Annotated in this window: 22 protein-coding genes and 2 pseudogenes; 12 read left to right on the plus strand and 12 right to left on the minus strand. The window is 39.3% G+C overall.

What is annotated here, in order from left to right; all coding sequences use genetic code 11:
• Window positions 1-112 precede the first annotated feature (112 nt).
• Window positions 113-994, minus strand: coding sequence for a LysR family transcriptional regulator (locus tag PR808_RS00475; protein WP_272538443.1), 882 nt, complete (start codon window positions 992-994; stop codon window positions 113-115).
• Window positions 995-1,141: 147 nt separating this feature from the next.
• Between PR808_RS00475 and PR808_RS00480 the strand changes: the two genes are divergently transcribed.
• Complete coding sequence (locus PR808_RS00480) at window positions 1,142-1,756, plus strand: LysE family translocator (protein ID WP_272538444.1); 615 nt, start codon at window positions 1,142-1,144, stop codon at window positions 1,754-1,756.
• On the opposite strand, the gene PR808_RS00485 is transcribed toward PR808_RS00480, so the two are convergent.
• The 3 genes from PR808_RS00485 to PR808_RS00495 form a co-directional block, all read right to left on the minus strand.
• A complete protein-coding gene (locus tag PR808_RS00485) occupies window positions 1,753-2,229 on the minus strand; it encodes an NUDIX hydrolase (protein ID WP_206084306.1) in 477 nt (158 codons plus the stop codon). The two genes, PR808_RS00480 and PR808_RS00485, sit on opposite strands and share 4 nt — an antisense overlap.
• A 23-nt stretch (window positions 2,230-2,252) precedes the next feature.
• Window positions 2,253-2,639 carry a cytidine deaminase family protein gene (locus tag PR808_RS00490; protein ID WP_206084304.1) on the minus strand — a complete coding sequence of 129 codons (387 nt, stop codon included), beginning with the start codon at window positions 2,637-2,639 and terminating at the stop codon, window positions 2,253-2,255.
• A gap of 76 nt (window positions 2,640-2,715) precedes the next feature.
• The gene (locus tag PR808_RS00495) at window positions 2,716-3,051 is read right to left on the minus strand and encodes a hypothetical protein (protein ID WP_272538445.1); all 336 of its coding nucleotides are present in this window, start codon (window positions 3,049-3,051) and stop codon (window positions 2,716-2,718) included.
• A gap of 81 nt (window positions 3,052-3,132) precedes the next feature.
• Here PR808_RS00495 and PR808_RS00500 point away from each other — a divergent pair.
• The 3 genes and pseudogenes from PR808_RS00500 to PR808_RS00510 all read left to right on the plus strand — a co-directional run.
• Window positions 3,133-3,423: pseudogene (locus PR808_RS00500) on the plus strand (EamA family transporter); the annotation flags it as partial.
• Window positions 3,424-3,515: 92 nt separating this feature from the next.
• A complete protein-coding gene (locus tag PR808_RS00505) occupies window positions 3,516-4,145 on the plus strand; it encodes a GrpB family protein (RefSeq protein WP_272538446.1) in 630 nt (209 codons plus the stop codon).
• Window positions 4,146-4,150: 5 nt separating this feature from the next.
• Window positions 4,151-4,609, plus strand: a complete 459-nt coding sequence (locus tag PR808_RS00510; protein WP_272538447.1) for a GNAT family N-acetyltransferase — start codon at window positions 4,151-4,153, stop codon at window positions 4,607-4,609.
• Window positions 4,610-4,683: 74 nt separating this feature from the next.
• Here the strand turns inward: PR808_RS00510 and leuE are convergent, their stop codons facing one another.
• The gene (gene leuE, locus PR808_RS00515; RefSeq protein ID WP_272516286.1) at window positions 4,684-5,325 is read right to left on the minus strand and encodes a leucine efflux protein LeuE; all 642 of its coding nucleotides are present in this window, start codon (window positions 5,323-5,325) and stop codon (window positions 4,684-4,686) included.
• Window positions 5,326-5,829: 504 nt separating this feature from the next.
• Between leuE and PR808_RS00520 the strand changes: the two genes are divergently transcribed.
• From PR808_RS00520 to PR808_RS00535, 4 genes are all read left to right on the plus strand, one after another.
• Window positions 5,830-6,651 carry an AraC family transcriptional regulator gene (locus tag PR808_RS00520; RefSeq protein ID WP_206084296.1) on the plus strand — a complete coding sequence of 274 codons (822 nt, stop codon included), beginning with the start codon at window positions 5,830-5,832 and terminating at the stop codon, window positions 6,649-6,651.
• A 91-nt stretch (window positions 6,652-6,742) separates the two neighbouring features.
• On the plus strand, window positions 6,743-7,444 hold the full coding sequence (locus PR808_RS00525; RefSeq protein WP_206084295.1) for an AzlC family ABC transporter permease: 702 nt from the start codon (window positions 6,743-6,745) through the stop codon (window positions 7,442-7,444).
• Complete coding sequence (locus PR808_RS00530) at window positions 7,441-7,755, plus strand: AzlD domain-containing protein (RefSeq protein ID WP_206084293.1); 315 nt, start codon at window positions 7,441-7,443, stop codon at window positions 7,753-7,755. Before PR808_RS00525 ends, PR808_RS00530 begins: the two co-directional genes overlap by 4 nt.
• A 182-nt stretch (window positions 7,756-7,937) precedes the next feature.
• Window positions 7,938-8,405 (plus strand): DUF1456 family protein, encoded by a 468-nt coding sequence (locus PR808_RS00535; protein WP_206084291.1) that lies wholly within the window; start codon window positions 7,938-7,940, stop codon window positions 8,403-8,405.
• A gap of 95 nt (window positions 8,406-8,500) precedes the next feature.
• Here PR808_RS00535 and PR808_RS00540 read toward each other — a convergent pair whose 3' ends face one another.
• The 6 genes and pseudogenes from PR808_RS00540 to PR808_RS00565 all read right to left on the minus strand — a co-directional run bounded on the left by PR808_RS00540 (window position 8,501) and on the right by PR808_RS00565 (window position 13,945).
• Window positions 8,501-9,415 (minus strand): LysR family transcriptional regulator, encoded by a 915-nt coding sequence (locus PR808_RS00540; RefSeq protein WP_272538448.1) that lies wholly within the window; start codon window positions 9,413-9,415, stop codon window positions 8,501-8,503.
• A gap of 21 nt (window positions 9,416-9,436) precedes the next feature.
• A complete protein-coding gene (gene accA / locus PR808_RS00545; RefSeq protein ID WP_206084287.1) occupies window positions 9,437-10,396 on the minus strand; it encodes an acetyl-CoA carboxylase carboxyl transferase subunit alpha in 960 nt (319 codons plus the stop codon).
• Between the two features lie 109 nt (window positions 10,397-10,505).
• On the minus strand, window positions 10,506-10,922 hold the full coding sequence (locus PR808_RS00550) for a helix-turn-helix domain-containing protein (RefSeq protein ID WP_206084285.1): 417 nt from the start codon (window positions 10,920-10,922) through the stop codon (window positions 10,506-10,508).
• Window positions 10,923-10,942: 20 nt separating this feature from the next.
• Entirely contained in the window at window positions 10,943-11,518 is a 576-nt protein-coding gene (locus tag PR808_RS00555) for a GNAT family N-acetyltransferase (RefSeq protein WP_404460244.1), read from the minus strand.
• Complete coding sequence (locus tag PR808_RS00560; RefSeq protein WP_371007212.1) at window positions 11,499-12,959, minus strand: AMP nucleosidase; 1,461 nt, start codon at window positions 12,957-12,959, stop codon at window positions 11,499-11,501. Before PR808_RS00560 ends, PR808_RS00555 begins: the two co-directional genes overlap by 20 nt.
• Window positions 12,960-13,041: 82 nt before the next feature.
• Window positions 13,042-13,945, minus strand: a pseudogene (locus tag PR808_RS00565) (AEC family transporter).
• 314 nt (window positions 13,946-14,259) lie between these two features.
• Here PR808_RS00565 and PR808_RS00570 point away from each other — a divergent pair.
• The 4 genes from PR808_RS00570 (at window position 14,260) to PR808_RS00585 (ending at window position 17,204) form a co-directional block, all read left to right on the plus strand.
• The gene (locus PR808_RS00570) at window positions 14,260-15,027 is read left to right on the plus strand and encodes a basic amino acid ABC transporter substrate-binding protein (protein WP_206084277.1); all 768 of its coding nucleotides are present in this window, start codon (window positions 14,260-14,262) and stop codon (window positions 15,025-15,027) included.
• Between the two features lie 64 nt (window positions 15,028-15,091).
• Window positions 15,092-15,856: an amino acid ABC transporter permease gene (locus PR808_RS00575; protein WP_206084275.1), complete on the plus strand. Its 765-nt coding sequence runs from the start codon at window positions 15,092-15,094 to the stop codon at window positions 15,854-15,856.
• Window positions 15,843-16,565 carry an amino acid ABC transporter ATP-binding protein gene (locus tag PR808_RS00580; RefSeq protein ID WP_206084273.1) on the plus strand — a complete coding sequence of 241 codons (723 nt, stop codon included), beginning with the start codon at window positions 15,843-15,845 and terminating at the stop codon, window positions 16,563-16,565. The genes PR808_RS00575 and PR808_RS00580 overlap by 14 nt, the downstream gene beginning before the upstream one ends.
• 99 nt (window positions 16,566-16,664) lie before the next feature.
• Complete coding sequence (locus PR808_RS00585) at window positions 16,665-17,204, plus strand: NADAR family protein (protein WP_206084272.1); 540 nt, start codon at window positions 16,665-16,667, stop codon at window positions 17,202-17,204.
• A gap of 99 nt (window positions 17,205-17,303) precedes the next feature.
• Here the strand turns inward: PR808_RS00585 and PR808_RS00590 are convergent, their stop codons facing one another.
• A complete protein-coding gene (locus PR808_RS00590) occupies window positions 17,304-17,762 on the minus strand; it encodes a GNAT family N-acetyltransferase (protein WP_206084264.1) in 459 nt (152 codons plus the stop codon).
• Window positions 17,763-17,824: the final 62 nt, after the last annotated feature.

The following is a 17,824-nucleotide window of genomic DNA, read 5'->3' on the forward strand; positions in this document are numbered from 1 at the left end:
CATACCTAACGGAGAAATATAGCATGCACGGCAAAAGTTATGTCATAAAATCTTTATATTACAGTGAGGTTCGCTGTAATAATGAGCAATCATTAGTTTTTTGATGGAATATCTATAAATTATTAATACAACCGATGCTTATATTGATTTGCTCAATTAACCAATTCACAAAGACTGTCACTGCGCCATCTGCTGCAATAGGTTTTGGCGAGAGCAAGTAATAAGCAGATCCGTCAGGAATAAAGCCCTCAGGAGCTTGAAGTTGCCCTGATTGAATTTCATCTGTAACCATAAGAAAAGACACTAACGCAGCCCCCTGTCCTGATAAAGCGGCTTGAATACACAGGTAAAAATGTTCATAGGTCACATATTTATAGCCTGTTAAATCTACACCACTATTTTTTTGCCATGTTACCCACGCTTCAGGGCGTGATGCACTTGTTAATAGCGGGCGGTTTGGTAACAAACTAACAGCCTCTTTTTCAGGTAGTCGTACTATCCCCATTTGCTCTGAACATACCTTGGTAGCATATATTTGTCCTCCCCATACAAAATCATTGCGCCTTAAAGCAAGGTCAACATGGGTCTTCGCAAAATCAATAGAGCCACCAGCAGCAACAAGGTGAACAGTGATATGGGGATACCGTTGATAAAAATCAGTTAAACGAGGAATTAGCCACTTCATGGCAATCGTTGGTTCACAAGACACACTCACTACGTCAGGCGTGGCATTTGTCTTGATTTGCTCAACTGTCGCGCTTAACTGCTCAAATAAGCTACTGGTCGTCTGTAAAAGAAGTTGGCCTGCAGCTGTTAAGAAAACAGCACGATTTCGCCGCTCAAATAACGCCACACCAAGGTGTTCTTCCAATAGGCGGATTTGGCGGCTGATAGCACTGTGAGTGACATTTAATTCTTGTGCAGCTTTAACAAAGCTACCCGCTTTAGCTGCGGCATCAAAGAAGCGTAAGGTCGATAACGGCGGCAATTTCATATTGGTAACGAAAAGTGACAGATTTCAGTCAGGATAAATCGCTTTTTAACTTTATTCAATATATTGATAATAAAAACATTAAATAGATCATTACAACCATATTCATGGTTGTAACTGTTAGTTTTTATAACTCTTTAGGAAACTTAAATGAATGAAATCCTTGCAGTAGCAACAATAACAATCCTTGCCGTGATCAGTCCAGGGCCTGATTTTGCGATGGTAACTCGGCAGAGTTATACCTACGGCATAAAGACAGGATTATTATGTGCTTTTGGCATTGCAACTGGCGTTCAAGTACATGTATTTTATACAATTTTCGGTATTACGCTAATTATTATGAGCTCAAGTGCATTATTTTTAGCCGTTAAGTTAATCGGTGTTTGTTATTTGGTTTATATCGGCTTTAAGTCATTCACCAACAAAACAAAAATAACCGCTGATAGTGTCAACACACAGCCAATATCTAAATTTAATGCATTTAAAACAGGCTTTTTAACCAATGCCCTAAACCCCAAAACCATGTTTTTTGTTGTTTCCGTTTATAGTCAAGTTATCCAAGTCGGGAACTCTGTTTGGCTCAACTTAGGTTATGGGGTGTTTATTTCATTGGTGCACTTAGTTTGGTTTAGCTTAATCGCACTATTTTTTGCCACCCCTTCAGTACGTAATAAAGTATTGAGTTATCAATCAGTCATGGATAAAACCATTGGCACCTTGCTAGTCTTACTTGGTTTTTCTTTGCTCTTTTTCAATAACAATTAAGCCTTATTGAGCCCCTGATAATATTCATTTGCCATTTGTGCCAGTTCAATAACATCTTTAGGCATATTTAATTGCGCGAGTTGTTGAAAAGGCACCCAACTAAACGGTGAAAAAGGTGGCTGCTCAGGTGAAATTAATTCACATAAATACACCATATCGATATGCCAATGGTCACCTTTTTTCTTATCCGCGATAAATTCCTTGAGAATGGCCATCGGTAATGATAATGATTGCGTATGAGATGAAGCAACAACTGAGGTCTTAAAGGGATATCCACAACTAATAATATTGCAATGAAGCCCCGTTTCTTCTAATACTTCGCGATATAACGCATCTTGCGGTTCTTCATTTTCTTCAATATGCCCCCCAGGCGGTAACCAAAAACCTAGTTTAGGGTGTTCATGCAGTAAAAACTCCCCTTTTTCATTACGGATCATTGCCGTTGCAGTAAAGTGTTTAATCTCATTATTCATTTGATGATGACTCTTCTCGGTGTTCAACAACGTGATGTTTTCCAGTCATATGGCATGAGTTCAGCAAGGGTCACTTGGGTATTATCATCAACACCAACGATTGTCTCTTTGTTTTTATCTGATAGCTGACTAAGTAATTCACGACAGCGGCCACAAGGTGGCACGATACAACCTGATGCATCAACAGCAACAATCGCCTTAATCACTGAACGCCCTTCTTTTAGCATATCTGCAACGGCAGCATGCTCTGCGCAGAACCCCAGTGAACATGCGGAATCGATGCTCACGCCACTATAAATATTGCCATCATCGGTTTCTAATGCAGCAGCAACATGCCCACTTTCGATGTACCCATTAAATGTCGCTGGCTTCGCATATCGTTTCGCAATCTCGACGAGGTGTTTTAACATAATTGCCCTCTTTTAATGTTAATTGAATATCTTAATTAAACGCTAACATAATAAAAAGTATTAATTTTTTTGTGCTCTATTCCAGATCTACCATATACAATATTACTGACTTGATAGTATCTAATGCAGCGGCTAGATCATCATAAGAAACCGTACTCACAGCCACACGTATGGCCTGTGGCACAGCGTTTGATGTCGAATAAGACTCAGCACGACTCACCGCAATATTACGTTTATTGAGTTGACGAATAACCGATTCGGAACGCAAACCTTCAGGTAATGGTACCCAAATAAAATAGCTATTAGGATGAGCAATATAGGGAAAATCGCCAAATACTTGTTGGACAATTTTTTGCCTATTTCTTGCATCTTGCCGCTTATTACGTTCAATTTTTGCAACTTCACCTTTCATTAACCAATCACAAATAATCGCTGTTGTAAGCGCTGGTGCGTTCCATGTCGTTATTCGGATTATTTTTTCTATATTTTCAAGCTAGTGCTGTGTGTGATTTTATGGCCAACTAACCTCGCAAACGTATCAACAAAGGCTTGGCTAGGTTTAGTATACGTCTCTTTCTTTAGCATGTTATTAGGGTTCTTTTTTTGGTATCGAGGACTTGCAGAAGGAGGTATTGCAGGTGTGGGGCAATTACAACTATTACAACCCTTTATTGGCTTACTACTTTTAGCTTGGCTGCTTGATGAGACCGTCAATTCTTTAATGATTACATCAACTTGTGGCATTATTTTTTGCGTTGCCGCCTCGAAAAAATTCGCGAGTTAAAATTGGCTGTATCTGTAGGCACACAAAGCGCGATCGCAATAAAAATTTACTTTATTATTTGCTGCTACATATGAATTATATAGGAGCGAACAGTGGCCCTTTCTTTAGCAGATTATAAACGGCAGATTATGCACTTTAGTGAAGGTGACCTAACTGAAAACCCTTGGGTGAAAGGAAAGCCTGTTCCTCGTCTAATTCAAGTTGTTCCTTATGACCTGAAGTGGCCAGAAATCTATCGGCAACAGCAAAAATATATTTGTGATGCTCTACGTGATAAAGCGCTTAAGATTGCTCATGTAGGTTCAACAGCCGTTCCTGGCTTAGAGGCTAAGCCTGTTATCGACATTGACTTGATTGTAGCAACCCCCGAAGACGAAAAAAGTTATGTTCCAACCCTTGAAGAACTTGGATTTGAACTTACTGTGCGGGAGCCCTCTTGGTACCAGCATCGAATGCTTAAATTACAAGATCCACAAGTGAACTTACACGTTTTTGCACCAGATTGTCCTGAACATTTACGCCACTTACTGTTTCGTAATTGGTTAATTGAGCACCCCGACGATAGCGAAAAATATGCAAACGCTAAATTAGCCGCTGTAGTCGATGCCAACTATGTCAAAGAGTATAACGACAATAAAAATGCGGTTGTCAGGAATATTTATAGTCGACTTTTCGAACAATTAGACATGCTGTTACCTGATTTACTTTTACATGAGAACTAGAAAATATGCATTTTGTGATTGTTACTAAGCAAAATATTCAATTAATTGAACAAATTAGTGATGCATTACACCAAGAGTGGGCGAGTTTATCACCATGGGCCGACACAGCACAGATAAAACACAGGCTGCACGAGCGCAGCCAAGCGGCTAATCCGCAAATTTTGTCTTGTTTCGTAGACAGTAATGGCCAGCTACTTGCAACCGCTAGCACGATCCTTCGCGAGCTCCCAGATATTCAGCAGGCGACTTGGTGGCTAGGGGAAGTCTTAACTGTGCCATCAGCCAGAGGAAAAAGGATTGGCACCCAGCTGATTGAAACGCTTTATCAGCACTATCGAAAATCCACAAGTGAAAGTCTTTACCTATATACACCTGATATGCAGGGTCTTTATCGAAAAATGGGGTGGCAAGATGTGGAACAGCGTAAAGTTAATGATGAGCTTGTCACCATTATGAAACGCTAAGGTATTAGACACAAAATAGCCAGCACATTTAGCTGGCTATTGAATCACAGGGTGATATTTCAGTACGTTCTCTTTTAGGCTGTTAACGCTAATTTAGCCCCAAACATTAAGAATACTGCCCCAATACAGCTATTGGAGAATTTTGACAGTTTCTTATTGTGTTTTACCATATTCGTCACGGCTACTGCGCCGAAAATCAACAATGATAAATAAATCATACTGCACATTTCTAAAATCACACCAAGGACGAAGAATGGCACACCTGCATTTGGGTATGCAGGGTCAATAAATTGTATAAAAAATGACACATAGAAAATGATCATTTTAGGGTTTAGAAGACTTAAAAAGACCGCTTTTTTATAAGTTCCTTTCGTCTCTAAAATAATACTATCAACATCATGCACACCTTCTTTTTTGTGTAATACGCTGTAAAGTGTTTTTATTCCTAAATAAAATAAATAAGCCGCACCTGCGTATTTAATTACACTAAAAAAGATTGGCGATGTTTTGACCAATGAAGCAACCCCTAGGAAAGATAGGAATATCAGTATTGCATCCCCTGTAAATACCCCTAGCGCTGCTTTGTAACCATTTTTTACGCCATATTTTGCACTGCTAGTTAAAACAAATAAAGAATTAGGGCCTGGTACCAGTGTAATAAAAATAACACCGATAAGATAAGTCCATAAGTTTGTAATACCGAGATTTTCAAGCATAGGAAACCCGCTAACTCAATAAAAGTTATAACAAAAAATTCACATTAATTTCTGATAGAGATTATGATACAGGTTTTATTTTTTTATAAAAGATATCACTGCTTAACACATCAAAATATAGATCTATATTTCAATATATATCATAAATCCAGTTAAATACACAAGTTACCCACCGTAGTTTTAGAGTTATAATTCAATTGCAACCATTAAACCAGAAGCAAACTAAAAACACCTCACCAATCAGGATTATATACCATATATTAATGTTAAATTGGAATTACATGGAGGTTTTAACTTGGGAATGTTGATAGTGATTTGATTCTCATTTCGCGTTATAACATAGAAACGTATTAATACCCTGAAAATGGCTATAGATAACAATATTAATTTAGCCTAGATGTTTTTTTGGCTATTGTAATAAATATATTACGCTCACATTTAATTAACGAATCTCGGATAATTAAAACAAGAAGTACTTTATATTTAATCAGCTTTAGGGATCACATGGAAAGCGCTAACTACTTTCATTTGCAAGAGCTCAATGGCCTTGAAATGATAAATGCTCGATATCATCAACAAAAATTTTCTCGCCATAGCCACGAAGGTTTCTGTATTGGCGTTATTGAAGATGGTGCTCAGCAATTCTTTCGTACAGGTGAAAACCATTACGCACCAAAAGGTGATATCATTTTGGTCAATGCAGATGAAATACACACGGGTTCGTCTGCAATGGAAAATGGTTGGTCATATCAGGCAATCTACCCTACCCCTGACATGTTTTCGCAGCTCACCACCGACTTAAAAATTGAAAATCAAGGACTAGTGCCTTGGTTTCCTTGCGCGGTCGTGCAAGATACAGGACTGGCTGCTCAGTTACGGTTACTTTTCAGCTTGTTATTGCAACCTGGAAACTTACTGTTTAAAGAAACCTTACTGCTCTCTACATTAAGTTGGTTAACGTTACGCTATAACCAGACTAAAACCGAGTTAGCTAAAATTACCCCTGCAAAACAGCGTATAGAACAAATTTGCGAATTGATGATAAATACCTGTGAGCAAGAACATTCTTTAGCTGAATTAGCCCAAATAGCGGGATTCAGTCAATGGCATTTTCTAAGACAATTTAAGCTGCAAACAGGCACAACGCCCCATGTTTTTTTGGTTCAAGCGCGTCTACATAAAGCCAAAAAACTGTTATTAGCGGGAAACACCCCTGCTGATGTTTCGAATTTATGTGGTTTTTCTGATCAAAGCCATTTTACACGCCACTTTAAACAGTCATTAGGCGTCACACCAGGTAATTTTGTGCGTCATCTAATTACTTAAAAAGAGCAATTTTATTCTATCTGCCGCCAATTCATATCCTTAATATGAATGGCACGTTACATAGGCATTATTTCAACAGGTATTAGTTAACATGGATTCAAAGCAAAGTCGCAGCTGGCAAAAAGCCATGATGGATGGCGCGGCTCATTCCGCACCTCTTAACCTTGCTGTGATCCCTTGGGGAGTACTCGCGGGCTCAATGGCCGTAGAAACAGGGTTAGATTTTTGGCAAAGTGTTGCAATGTCAGCGATGGTTTTTGCAGGTGCAGCCCAACTAGTCACCCTCGGATTACTCAATTCAGGCACCGGTTTTATCACGATTGTGATTTCGGTGTTCTTTATTACATCTCAACATTTACTGTATGGGCTGACGTTACGTCCTCAAGTGAAAGATTTTACAACCCCTCAAAGGCTCAGCATTGGCTTTCTTCTCACCGATGAGCTGTTTGCAATCAGCGCGGCGAAACGTCAAAGTTTGAGTTTCCCTTACCTATTTGGCGCAGGGTTTAGCTTTTATCTTGTTTGGTTAATCACCAGCCTTTGTGGCATTGCAATGGCGAATATTGTTGGAGACCTAAGTCGCTTACACCTTGATTTCTCTGTTGTAGCGACACTCCTTGCGATTGTTGTACCTTTGACGAAAAAAATCAGCACGCTATGTGGCGTCATTTTCTCACTCGTCGTAGCCATAACCTTATCCATGTACTCCATCAGTAGCGCGATTGTCATTGCAGGTGTCGGTGGAATGTTTGTCTCGGTCATCGTTTCGCGCGTATTGAAGGAGGAAAAATGATCTGGCTTTTGATTATCACGCTAACCGCCGTTATTTTTACATTGCGTTATGTATTTTTAATCCCGCAGCTACCACTTCGGTTACCTTTGATTGTTCGCCAAGCATTAGGTTACTCAGCACCTTGCTTGTTAACGGCGATTTGCGCACCTGTTATTTTATTAGAAAACCATGAGCTCAGGGACTTTCCCGATAACCCATATTTGTGGGGTGCTGTATTCTGTGTTGTCATCGCATCATTGCTGAAAAATATGCTGTTAACTGTAGGATTGACCCTTGTATTTTTTTATTCTCTGATTTATTTCATGGGTTAATACCGTTCAATAGGAGTAAAGTCAGGTGACAACACTTTGCTTTATTCCACTAATCCCGCATAATAGCCGACTTCGTCGCAATACGACCCTATTCAATTACTCCCTTTCTTTATGAAAGTCTGTGATCCATTGGCTTTTCAATTGCGCCAATTAATTCTATCAATAATGGATAATAAACAACCATGCTTAATAATTATGTTTTACGCAGTGTTCGCTATATGTTGGACTTGAGCGATGCTCAAATGGTCAAAATCGTAAAACTTGCAGATTTAGACGTGACGAAAGAAGAAATGGTATGCTGGCTCAAAAAAGATAGTGAGCCTGAATATGTTGAATGTAACGATAACGTAACCGCGCACTTTTTAAATGGCTTAATTTATCATCGTCGTGGTAAAGATGAAGACCGCCCTGCACCAGAAATAGAAAGCCGTCTAAATAACAATATTATTCTCAAAAAACTACGGGTCGCTTTCGAACTAAAAGATACTGATATGATTGAAATTTACCAATTGGCAGACTTTCGAGTATCAAAACCTGAGCTTAATGCTGTTTTCCGTAAGCCTGGACATAAAAACTACCGTGAATGTGGGGATCAACTTCTGCGTTATTTCCTTAAAGGCCTAACCACACGCTTACGTGGCGATAAATAACACATATTTTACTCTGCTCTGGTATTTGCCTAAAGCACATGAGGTAAATACCAAATAGCCTTGCCCTATTAACACCATCATCTATAGCGTTCAGATTAAATATTTTGTAGCAAATAGTCTAAAAATAGGTCTATTTTTGGGGATAGCACACTTCGGCTTGCGTAGACTGCTCTTAACTCGATAGGTGCAGGGTTTAGCCCCTCCAATTGAACAATGTCTAATTGACCCGATTGAATTTGTTGATGACAAGCTTCTAACGATAAAATAGCAAAACCAACACCACTCACCGCGGCTGCATGAGCGAGTACCCCACTATTCACCCGATATGGGCTATTTATCATCGCTGTGCGTTGCTTGCCTTGAGAATCAATAAAAATCCAAGGCTGACCTTGTAAGGCACTAAGGCTTGAAATACAAGGTAACTTCACTAAATCAGCGATGGTTTTCGGTTTACCAAATTTATGAATCAGCTCAGGGGATGCGACGACCACACTTTGCCAAGATTTCACTAATCTTGAGTGATAGCTGCTATCCTCAAGCTCTCCACGGTGAAAAGTCAGTAATAAATCAATGTCATCACTAATGACGTCTCGGGGCATTAATTGTGTGTCACAATAGATATTGAGTTGCGGATGCAGTAATGCAAACTTTGCTAATAAATCTGCTAATAATACACTGCCTGCTTCACTCGGAATAGTAAGGCGTAAGGTACCTGTAATCCCTTGAGGGTGACTAATTTGTTGGACAATATCATCCAGTTCACCCACTAATTTTTGGCTTTGCTCAAACAGAATGTTGCCTGCTTCCGTTAATCGCATCTGCCTTGTTGTTCGCTCAATCAAACGGCAATTTAGCTGTTCTTCTAATTGCTTAATTTGTCGACTCACATTGGATGATGGCATCGAAAGCTGCTTTGCAGCATTAATAAAGTTACCTTGCGTTACAACCGCAATAAAAACCTTTAATAAATTTAGGTCAACCACCGTGCATACTTCCTTTTCATTCAACATGATTGGCCTAAACTAATAACACTAGCAGTAACCAAATGCCATGATTTTTTGGTAACGCTCTGATAATAAAGCATCCGTATCGAGTCGAGTTAGTGCAGCTAAATCTGCTATCAATTGCTGTTTTAAATGTTCAGCTGCTAACTGATAGTTTCGGTGCGCCCCCCCTAATGGCTCAGGAATAATCGTATCGATAATGCCTAATTCTTTTAATCGAGAGGCAGTCATTCCCATAACTTCAGCCGCAACTTGCGCTTTTTGAGCGTCTTTCCACAAAATTGATGCACAACCTTCGGGGGAAATTGCAGCATACGTACTGTATTCAAGCATATTAATTCTGTCACCAACACCAATTCCTAGCGCGCCCCCCGAACAACCTTCCCCCGTGACAACACAAATAATTGGCGTTTTTAAGCGGGACATTTCTAATATATTCTTTGCGATAGCCTCGGCCTGTCCACGCTCTTCAGCGCCTACGCCAGGGTACGCACCCGCTGAGTCTATCAGTGTAATAACAGGTAATTTAAAACGTTCCGCCATTTGCATTAAGCGTAACGCTTTACGGTAACCTTCAGGTGATGGCATACCAAAATTACGCATCACTTTCTCTTTGGTTGTTCGTCCTTTTTGTTGGCCTAAAACCATGACAGGACGCCCTGCAATACGCGCCAAGCCTCCCACCAGCGCTTTATCATCAGCAAATGCGCGATCTCCCGCCAACTCCTGAAACTCAGTAAAAATTAAAGAAATATAATCAAGGGGATATGGTCTTAATGGGTGCCTTGCTAACTGTACGATTTCCCATGCACCAAGAGAAGAAAAAATGGTTTTCGTCAATGAGTGAGACTTTTTTTCTAACAGTTTGATTTCTTCTTCAAGCTTAATTTCGCTAGGATGCCCCTGTTGCTTGAAGGCAACCAGTGCTTCTATTTTGTCATTAAGTTCAACTATCGGTTTTTCAAAAGCCAAAAAATGAGTAGACATACAGACCTTAAAATCATTAACACAATTTTAAGAGTGTAAAGGGTTATTCTATCCCATTCTATGATTGAATTTGGGATTAATTAATATCAAATATGGGATAATTGATGGGTTATTTATGCTTGATACGGTTTAATTTTAGGCTGTTATTCAGGATTTTTTGAAAGTTTGGACATAAAAAATGGTTCTCTTCTGGGCAATTAGCAATATGAATAATGCCATCTTTTAACGCCAATAAATTTTGGATCGTCTGTTCAATTTCTTCAGCTTTAGCCATCAGGCTGGCTCTCTCTATATTGGGGCCATCTTGGTGATTAAGCATTGCCGCAATTTCATCGAGTGTAAACTTAGCCTGCTGCCCTAAACTTATCAGAGATAAACGGGTTATCACATCTTTGCCATGATAAATACGCTTTAAGCCTTTTCTGCCAATCGGTTTAATTAACCCCTTCTCTTCGTAGTAACGAAGCGTTGAGGCCGCTAAACCTGACAGTTGACTCACTTGTGAAATATCTAATTCATCATGCATAGAACGATAACCCGTTAATATTATAACATTGTAGGCGTTAGCTTCTGCCGTAATAGCACAGTAATATTGCCATTCATAAATATTTCACGATCAATAACATAGCCTAATTTCTCGGCAACGCGTAATGACGGTAAGTTTCTCGGCTCAATAAAACAAATCGTTTGCTGATACTTATTTTGCGCTTTTAACCAACTCAGCGCCGCTTGCATCGCCTCGGTTGCATAGCCTTTGCCTTGAAATTCTGGTGTAATGACCCAACCTGCTTCGGGAATTCCTTTTACTTGCGGCTCAACCATTCGATGAAAGTCCGCAAACCCAAGGTCACCAACATACTGCCCTGTTGCTTTTTCCCTTACCGCCCAGTAACCAAAACCCAACAATGGCCATAACCCACCATAGGCTAGCATTCTCATCCATGATTCTCGTTCGGTTGACGGCATACCGCCGATATAGCGTACCATGGATTCTGTCGCCCACAGTTTTGTCAACGCGGGGAAATCACTGACTTGGTGTTTCGATAAAATCAGTCTTTCTGTTTCTATTTCAGGTATTAAAGCCATAGATTGCATCTCCTTGCTATCTAAATGGGGGTTCATCAAAGGTTCTTAACTTCCGAGAATGTAATTTATCCCCTTCTTGATGTAATAAATCAATAGCACGAATACCTATTTGTAAGTGTTCTGAGATAGCCCCTTCATAAAAGCTATTCGCTTGGCCTGGTAATTTAATTTCCCCATGTAATGGCTTATCTGACACACACAAAAGCGTACCATAAGGTACTCTAAAACGATAACCTTGTGCAGCTATGGTTGCGCTTTCCATATCAACAGCAACTGCACGGCTCAGACTAAAGCGCCTTGCTGTAGCAAAGAAACGCAGCTCCCAGTTTCTATCGTCTGTCGTCACCACAGTTCCAGTACGTAAACGTTGCTTAACCAATTCGCCAGGCATATTACTGACTTGTTTAGTCGCATCATAAAGTGCTCGTTGAACTTCTGCGATGCTCGGAATAGGAATATCTGGCGGTAATACATCATCCAAAATATGGTCATCACGTAAATAAGCATGCGCAAGAACGTAATCACCAATATTTTGGCTTTCCCTTAACCCTCCACAATGACCAATCATTAACCATGCATGTGGTCTTAATACCGCTAAGTGATCACAAATGTTTTTTGCATTTGATGGACCAACACCAATATTCACTAATGTTATTCCTGAGCCATCTCGTGCAATCAGATGATATGCAGGCATTTGGAATTTTTTCCACGTCATGTCTGAAATAGCAATTTGTGGATCCGCATTTTCAACCGTCAGGTAGTTATTACCAACACAAGACAACGCAATATAACGGCTCTCAGGATCACGGATTTGCTCACAAGCCCAACTGACAAACTCATCCACATAACGGTTATAATTGGTAAATAAGATATACGGTTGCACATGCTCTGGTGGCGTACCAGTATAATGTTTAAGGCGTGCAAGTGAAAAGTCTACACGTAACGCATCGAAATGCGATAAAGGCATTTCTTCCGAAACGGTATATAAGCCATCGGTAATATCATCACTGATATGGGCTAAATCTGTTATCGGAAAATGAGCGGCAAGGCTACCACTCATACTTCTATCAAGGACTAAATCCGAGCCATCAATTACAAACGGATATGGAATTTCTGTCTTAGACGGACGAACTGCAAAAGATACATCATAATCTTGCTGTAAAATAGAAAGTTGTTCCGTTAAATAATGGCGAAATAACTCTGGTTGAGTCACAGTGATGGAATAATTTCCTTTTTTTACAAAGCGTGCATAGGCACGGGTTTTTTCACAGTGATCAATTTTTCCTTCCCACGTCACACAAAGCTCAGGGTAAGCAAATAACCCATTTTCTCTCTCGTCTGTATTTGGTATCTGCCCTTTTGTGACATAAACAGCAATGGCATCTCTTAATGATTGAATGGCATTTGAATATAACAACGAAAGTTTATCCAAAACATCTTCAATAGATAAGTTTTCATTTTTCTGGCATTTTTCCAAAGACACACACAACTCCTAATCAGATGAAGTAATCTCCCGATAACATAGAGTATCAATGTGACAGTTGCAAAACATATCACCATTAATGCATGACGAATGATAAAACTATAGGCAAGGTGAACACGGCGATAATAGTTTGCAATGTAATGATCCCAGCCATTAATTGGCTATCACCATTCAACTGACGAGTCAAAATATAGGCCGTTGGTGCAGTAGGGATGGCAAAAAATATCACCAATAAAATCGTTTCTAAGTTTGGCAAAGAAAACAATTTAGCCATTATTAACGTTAATACAGGCATAGCAAGCAAGCGTAATAATGTTGATAGTATGATTGGTTTGAATTCTTTACGCAGTGTTGTTGTTTGCAGCGCACCACCAATACAAATCAATCCCAATGGTAAACTTGCTGCTGCGAGTAATTTTAATAATTGTTCAGAACCAAAAGGTAGCCCCACAGGCGATAAATTTAACAAAATTCCGATAACACAAGAGAGTATTAACGGATTTTTAATGATGGGTAATAAGAGTTGTTTTACTGACACTTTTTTCCCTGAAGATAACGCCAGCACCGCGATAACATTACAGCTTGGCACTAAAATTGCCATAATAACTGCGGCAACGGCAACCCCCTCTTTACCAAATAAATCGGCCACAATAGCTAAGCCTAAATAAGTATTAAAACGCGTGATCCCTTGAATATGCGCACCAAATCGAGGGACAGTTATTTTGCATAAATATTTACTTATCAGCACTAATAATGAACTTATCGCTAAAATGCAGAGGATCGCACTACCTAAATAAGTTAATTTAGGATTATTTAAAGGGGCACTTGCTAAGCTATTAATTAATAAGGCGGGAAATAAAATAGTTGAGTTTTTCGGCTCCAGGCCAAAAATCAGGCGAAAATAACCGAGTACGTCTTAATATAAAGCCTATCGCAATCAATGCAAATAGTGGCCAGAGCACTAACAATATTTTACTCATTATGATTTATCTTTTTATATCAGTCCATTATAAGAAGTCACTCCAGAGTTTAACGTTAATTTTTTGTAACGGATAGGTAAAAAAAGCCCTCATTAACCATATCCTTCCGATTTTATGATTGGTTTAACAAAAATATCATACAGCGTATCTCCCCTTTACTCTTTTGTTCGTATTTTAGCCAGATTCAAGGTCGACCGTGCATCAGTAAATCAGCAAATGACATTATCCAACCTTAATTTTGAAATACTATTTGCTTGCCTGATTAATTTTATGTATTTTTATTCACTATAAATGCATAATTAAAGAGGTCTAAAATGTTTAAAAAGCTCGTTTTTGCTGGTTGTATGACACTGGCTGCATTCGCAGGGAATGTTTACGCAAAAGACAGTTATACCGTAGGTGCTGGTGGAACATATCGACCATTTGAGTTTGAAAATAGCCAAAAACAATTGGAAGGTTTTGATATTGATATTATTAAAGCCATTGCTGATGCAGAAGGTTTTGACGTCAAACTGGTTAACACACCATGGGAAGGTATTTTTGCCACTTTATCCTCAGGGGATAGAGATATTTTAATTTCAGGGATAACTATCACAGACAAACGCAAAAATATGGTTGATTTTTCCAATCCTTATTTTCCTGCTGAACAAGCTATCGTGATCGGTGAGTCTTCCAATGTTACCGATTTAAATAGCTTAAAAGATTTAAACGTTGGTGTTGTTAATTCCAGTACAGGGGATATTGTGGTTTCCGATGTAATTGGTAAAAACAGCACATCAATTAAACGTTTCGATAATACACCTTTATTGTTGCAAGAACTGTATGAAGACGGCATTGACGCAGCAGTTGGTGACGTTGGTGTCATTAAGTATTACATCAAAACTCACCCAGAGAAAAAATTTAAATTAATCTACGATAACCATTTTGAAAAACAATATTTCGGTATTGCGGTTGCTAAGGGAAATAGTGAATTACAACAAAAGATTAATAATGGTTTAAATACCATCCTTGAAAATGGCACTTATAACCAAATCTACCAAAAATGGTTTGATGCAAATGTTCCGCAATTACCAAAACAATAGCTTTATTTAATTTAAAGCCATCTTTAGGTGGCTTTTTCTCGTTATAAATCAGGGTGAAATTAAGATGTCTGCGTTTCGTTGGGAAATAATTGAAGAGTACGCCCCACTATTTGCTGAAGGCGCATTAATGACCATAAAGGCCACCATTATTTGCGTTATTTTAGGCTCTTTGTGGGGGCTCACGCTTGGGCTGGGGAGAACGGCCAAAGCGGAACAAGGGATTTGGAAACCCATTTTACGCTATTTCGTACAATGGCCCGTGCGTTTTTATGTTAGCGCCTTTCGTGGTACACCATTATTTGTACAAATAATGGTTGTTCATTTTGCATTGGTTCCATTATTTATTAATCCGCGTGATGGGTTGTTCGTTACATCAGGGTTAATGTCCGTTGATACCGCCAAAATGCTACGTTCTGACTATGGTGCATTTTTATCTTGTGTCATTGCTATTACTTTAAATTCAGGGGCTTATGTTTCTGAGATTTTTCGTGCAGGCATTCAATCAATTGATAAAGGGCAAATGGAAGCCTCGCGGGCGTTAGGAATGAGTTGGGCAAAAACAATGCGTAAGGTCATTCTTCCGCAAGCTTTCCGCCGAATTCTACCTCCTTTAGGTAATAACGCGATTGCTATTGTCAAAGATTCATCACTTGCTTCCGCAATTGGTTTGGCCGATCTCGCCTATGCTGCGCGAACTGTTTCTGGGGCATATGCCACATACTGGGAACCCTACTTAACAATATCAATAATTTATTGGATGCTGACATTTATACTCGCTCAGTTAGTGCAATATATGGAAAGAAGGTTGGGCAGAAGTGATTTACGTTAATGATTTACAAAAAAAATTTGGGGATACCCATGTTTTACGCGGAATCTCTTGTGAGATCCATCCGCAAGAAGTTATCTGTGTTATTGGTCCTTCTGGCTCAGGGAAAAGTACTTTTTTACGTTGTTTAAACGCACTGGAACGCCCTGACGGCGGTGAAATCAAAGTCAATGGATTTGATGTTCATGACCCAAAAACAGATCTCAATAAAATGCGTGAAAATGTTGGTATGGTTTTTCAACGCTTTAATTTATTTCCACATATGACAGTGCTTGAAAATTTGATGATGGCACCGACCCTCGTTAAAGGGTTAAAAAAAGAGCAAGCGTTAAAACAAGCTGAGCAGCTTTTAGTCAAAGTTGGCCTATTAGATAAAATTGATGCGTGGCCTGCAAGCCTTTCTGGTGGGCAGCAACAACGTGTTGCCATTGCACGAGCATTAGCAATGCAGCCGTCTATTTTATTATTTGATGAACCGACTTCAGCACTGGATCCTGAGTTAGTTGGTGAAGTATTGTCTGTTATGAAAACGTTAGCAACTGAAGGTATGACGATGGTTATTGTCACACATGAAATGGGCTTTGCCCGTGAGGTTGCGGATCGCGTTATGTTTATTGACCAAGGCATCATTCAAGAAGAAGGTCCTCCTGAACAACTATTCTCAGCACCTAAAAACCCTCGTACTGCAGAGTTTTTAAGCAAAGTTCTCTAATTACCCCGCCTGCTTATCAACATAAGCAGGCTTTTCTGATAGCTCAATTCCTTTTTTCTCCGTATGCTAAGAATATTATTATTTAATTAAACTTAACCTATGGATATTAAAAGCCTTTGTAAGCATTACCGCTCAGGGAAAAAATTCAAATATGTTTTTTTCTGGGGGCACCAAACCAAACAAAATCAAGTCACGAAAAGCTGCTTTAGTCAGTGGTACCCTTCACCGTTTATTGTCGATGGGCACCGATTCGCAAGTGCAGAGCATTTTATGATGGCAGAAAAAGCACGTTTATTTGGTGATATTGAAACGTTAGGAAAAATCATTCATGCGCCTAACCCAGGAGCAGCAAAAGCGTTTGGTCGCGAGGTTCGTGGATTTAAACAAGATGTTTGGAATGATAAACGTTTCGAAATTGTTGTTGCCGCGAATATGGCCAAGTTTAGCCAAAACGAACAACTTAAAACATTTTTACTTTCAACCAACGAGCGCGTATTAGTTGAAGCCAGCCCTGTTGATAAGATATGGGGAATAGGCCTTGCCGAAGATGCAGAAAATATCGAAAATCCACTCACGTGGAAAGGATTAAATCTTTTAGGTTTTGCTTTAATGGAAGTTCGCTCCCAACTCGCAAGTTAAACATATTTTTTGCACTTAATCCCACTCCACTAAAAAGCCCGTTGTTATCAAACAACGGGTCAGTCAGTCACTGAAATGTAGGATATGCTACTACATTGATTACAATGGCATTCTATATTCAATCACCCCTGGTTTCTCTGCCACCCAGTTATACAGTTTTTGCCCGCGTAAATTAGTTTCTTGTGTATGCCAATATAAGCGACCACATTGTTTATCTTGTGCTTGCACTTGAACAAATTCAATAAGCTGCTTACCAACGTGACGCCCTCTCATTTCTGGCGTGACATACAAATCTTCTAAATAGCAAAAGTCATTTTTTGCCCATGTTGAACGATGAAATAAATAGTTGACGAAACCAACCACTTTGCCATCTTCAAGAGCGACTGCGCAGTGCATAGGCTCATTATCGTCAAAAAAACGCTCCCAAGCTTTTAATGTTACCTCTTCACTTAATTCAACTTGATAGAACTTTTGGTATTCCAACCAATACACTAACCATTCTGGATAATGTTCTGGGGCAACAAACTCAATCGTAACTGGTAATGTAGCTTTATTCATAATAACCCTTCCATTTGTAGATATATTACATAATGTGGTTATAGTACAATCCCATCTGGTGC

This window comes from Providencia sp. PROV197, from assembly GCF_028479625.1.
GTDB lineage: Bacteria > Pseudomonadota > Gammaproteobacteria > Enterobacterales > Enterobacteriaceae > Providencia > Providencia vermicola.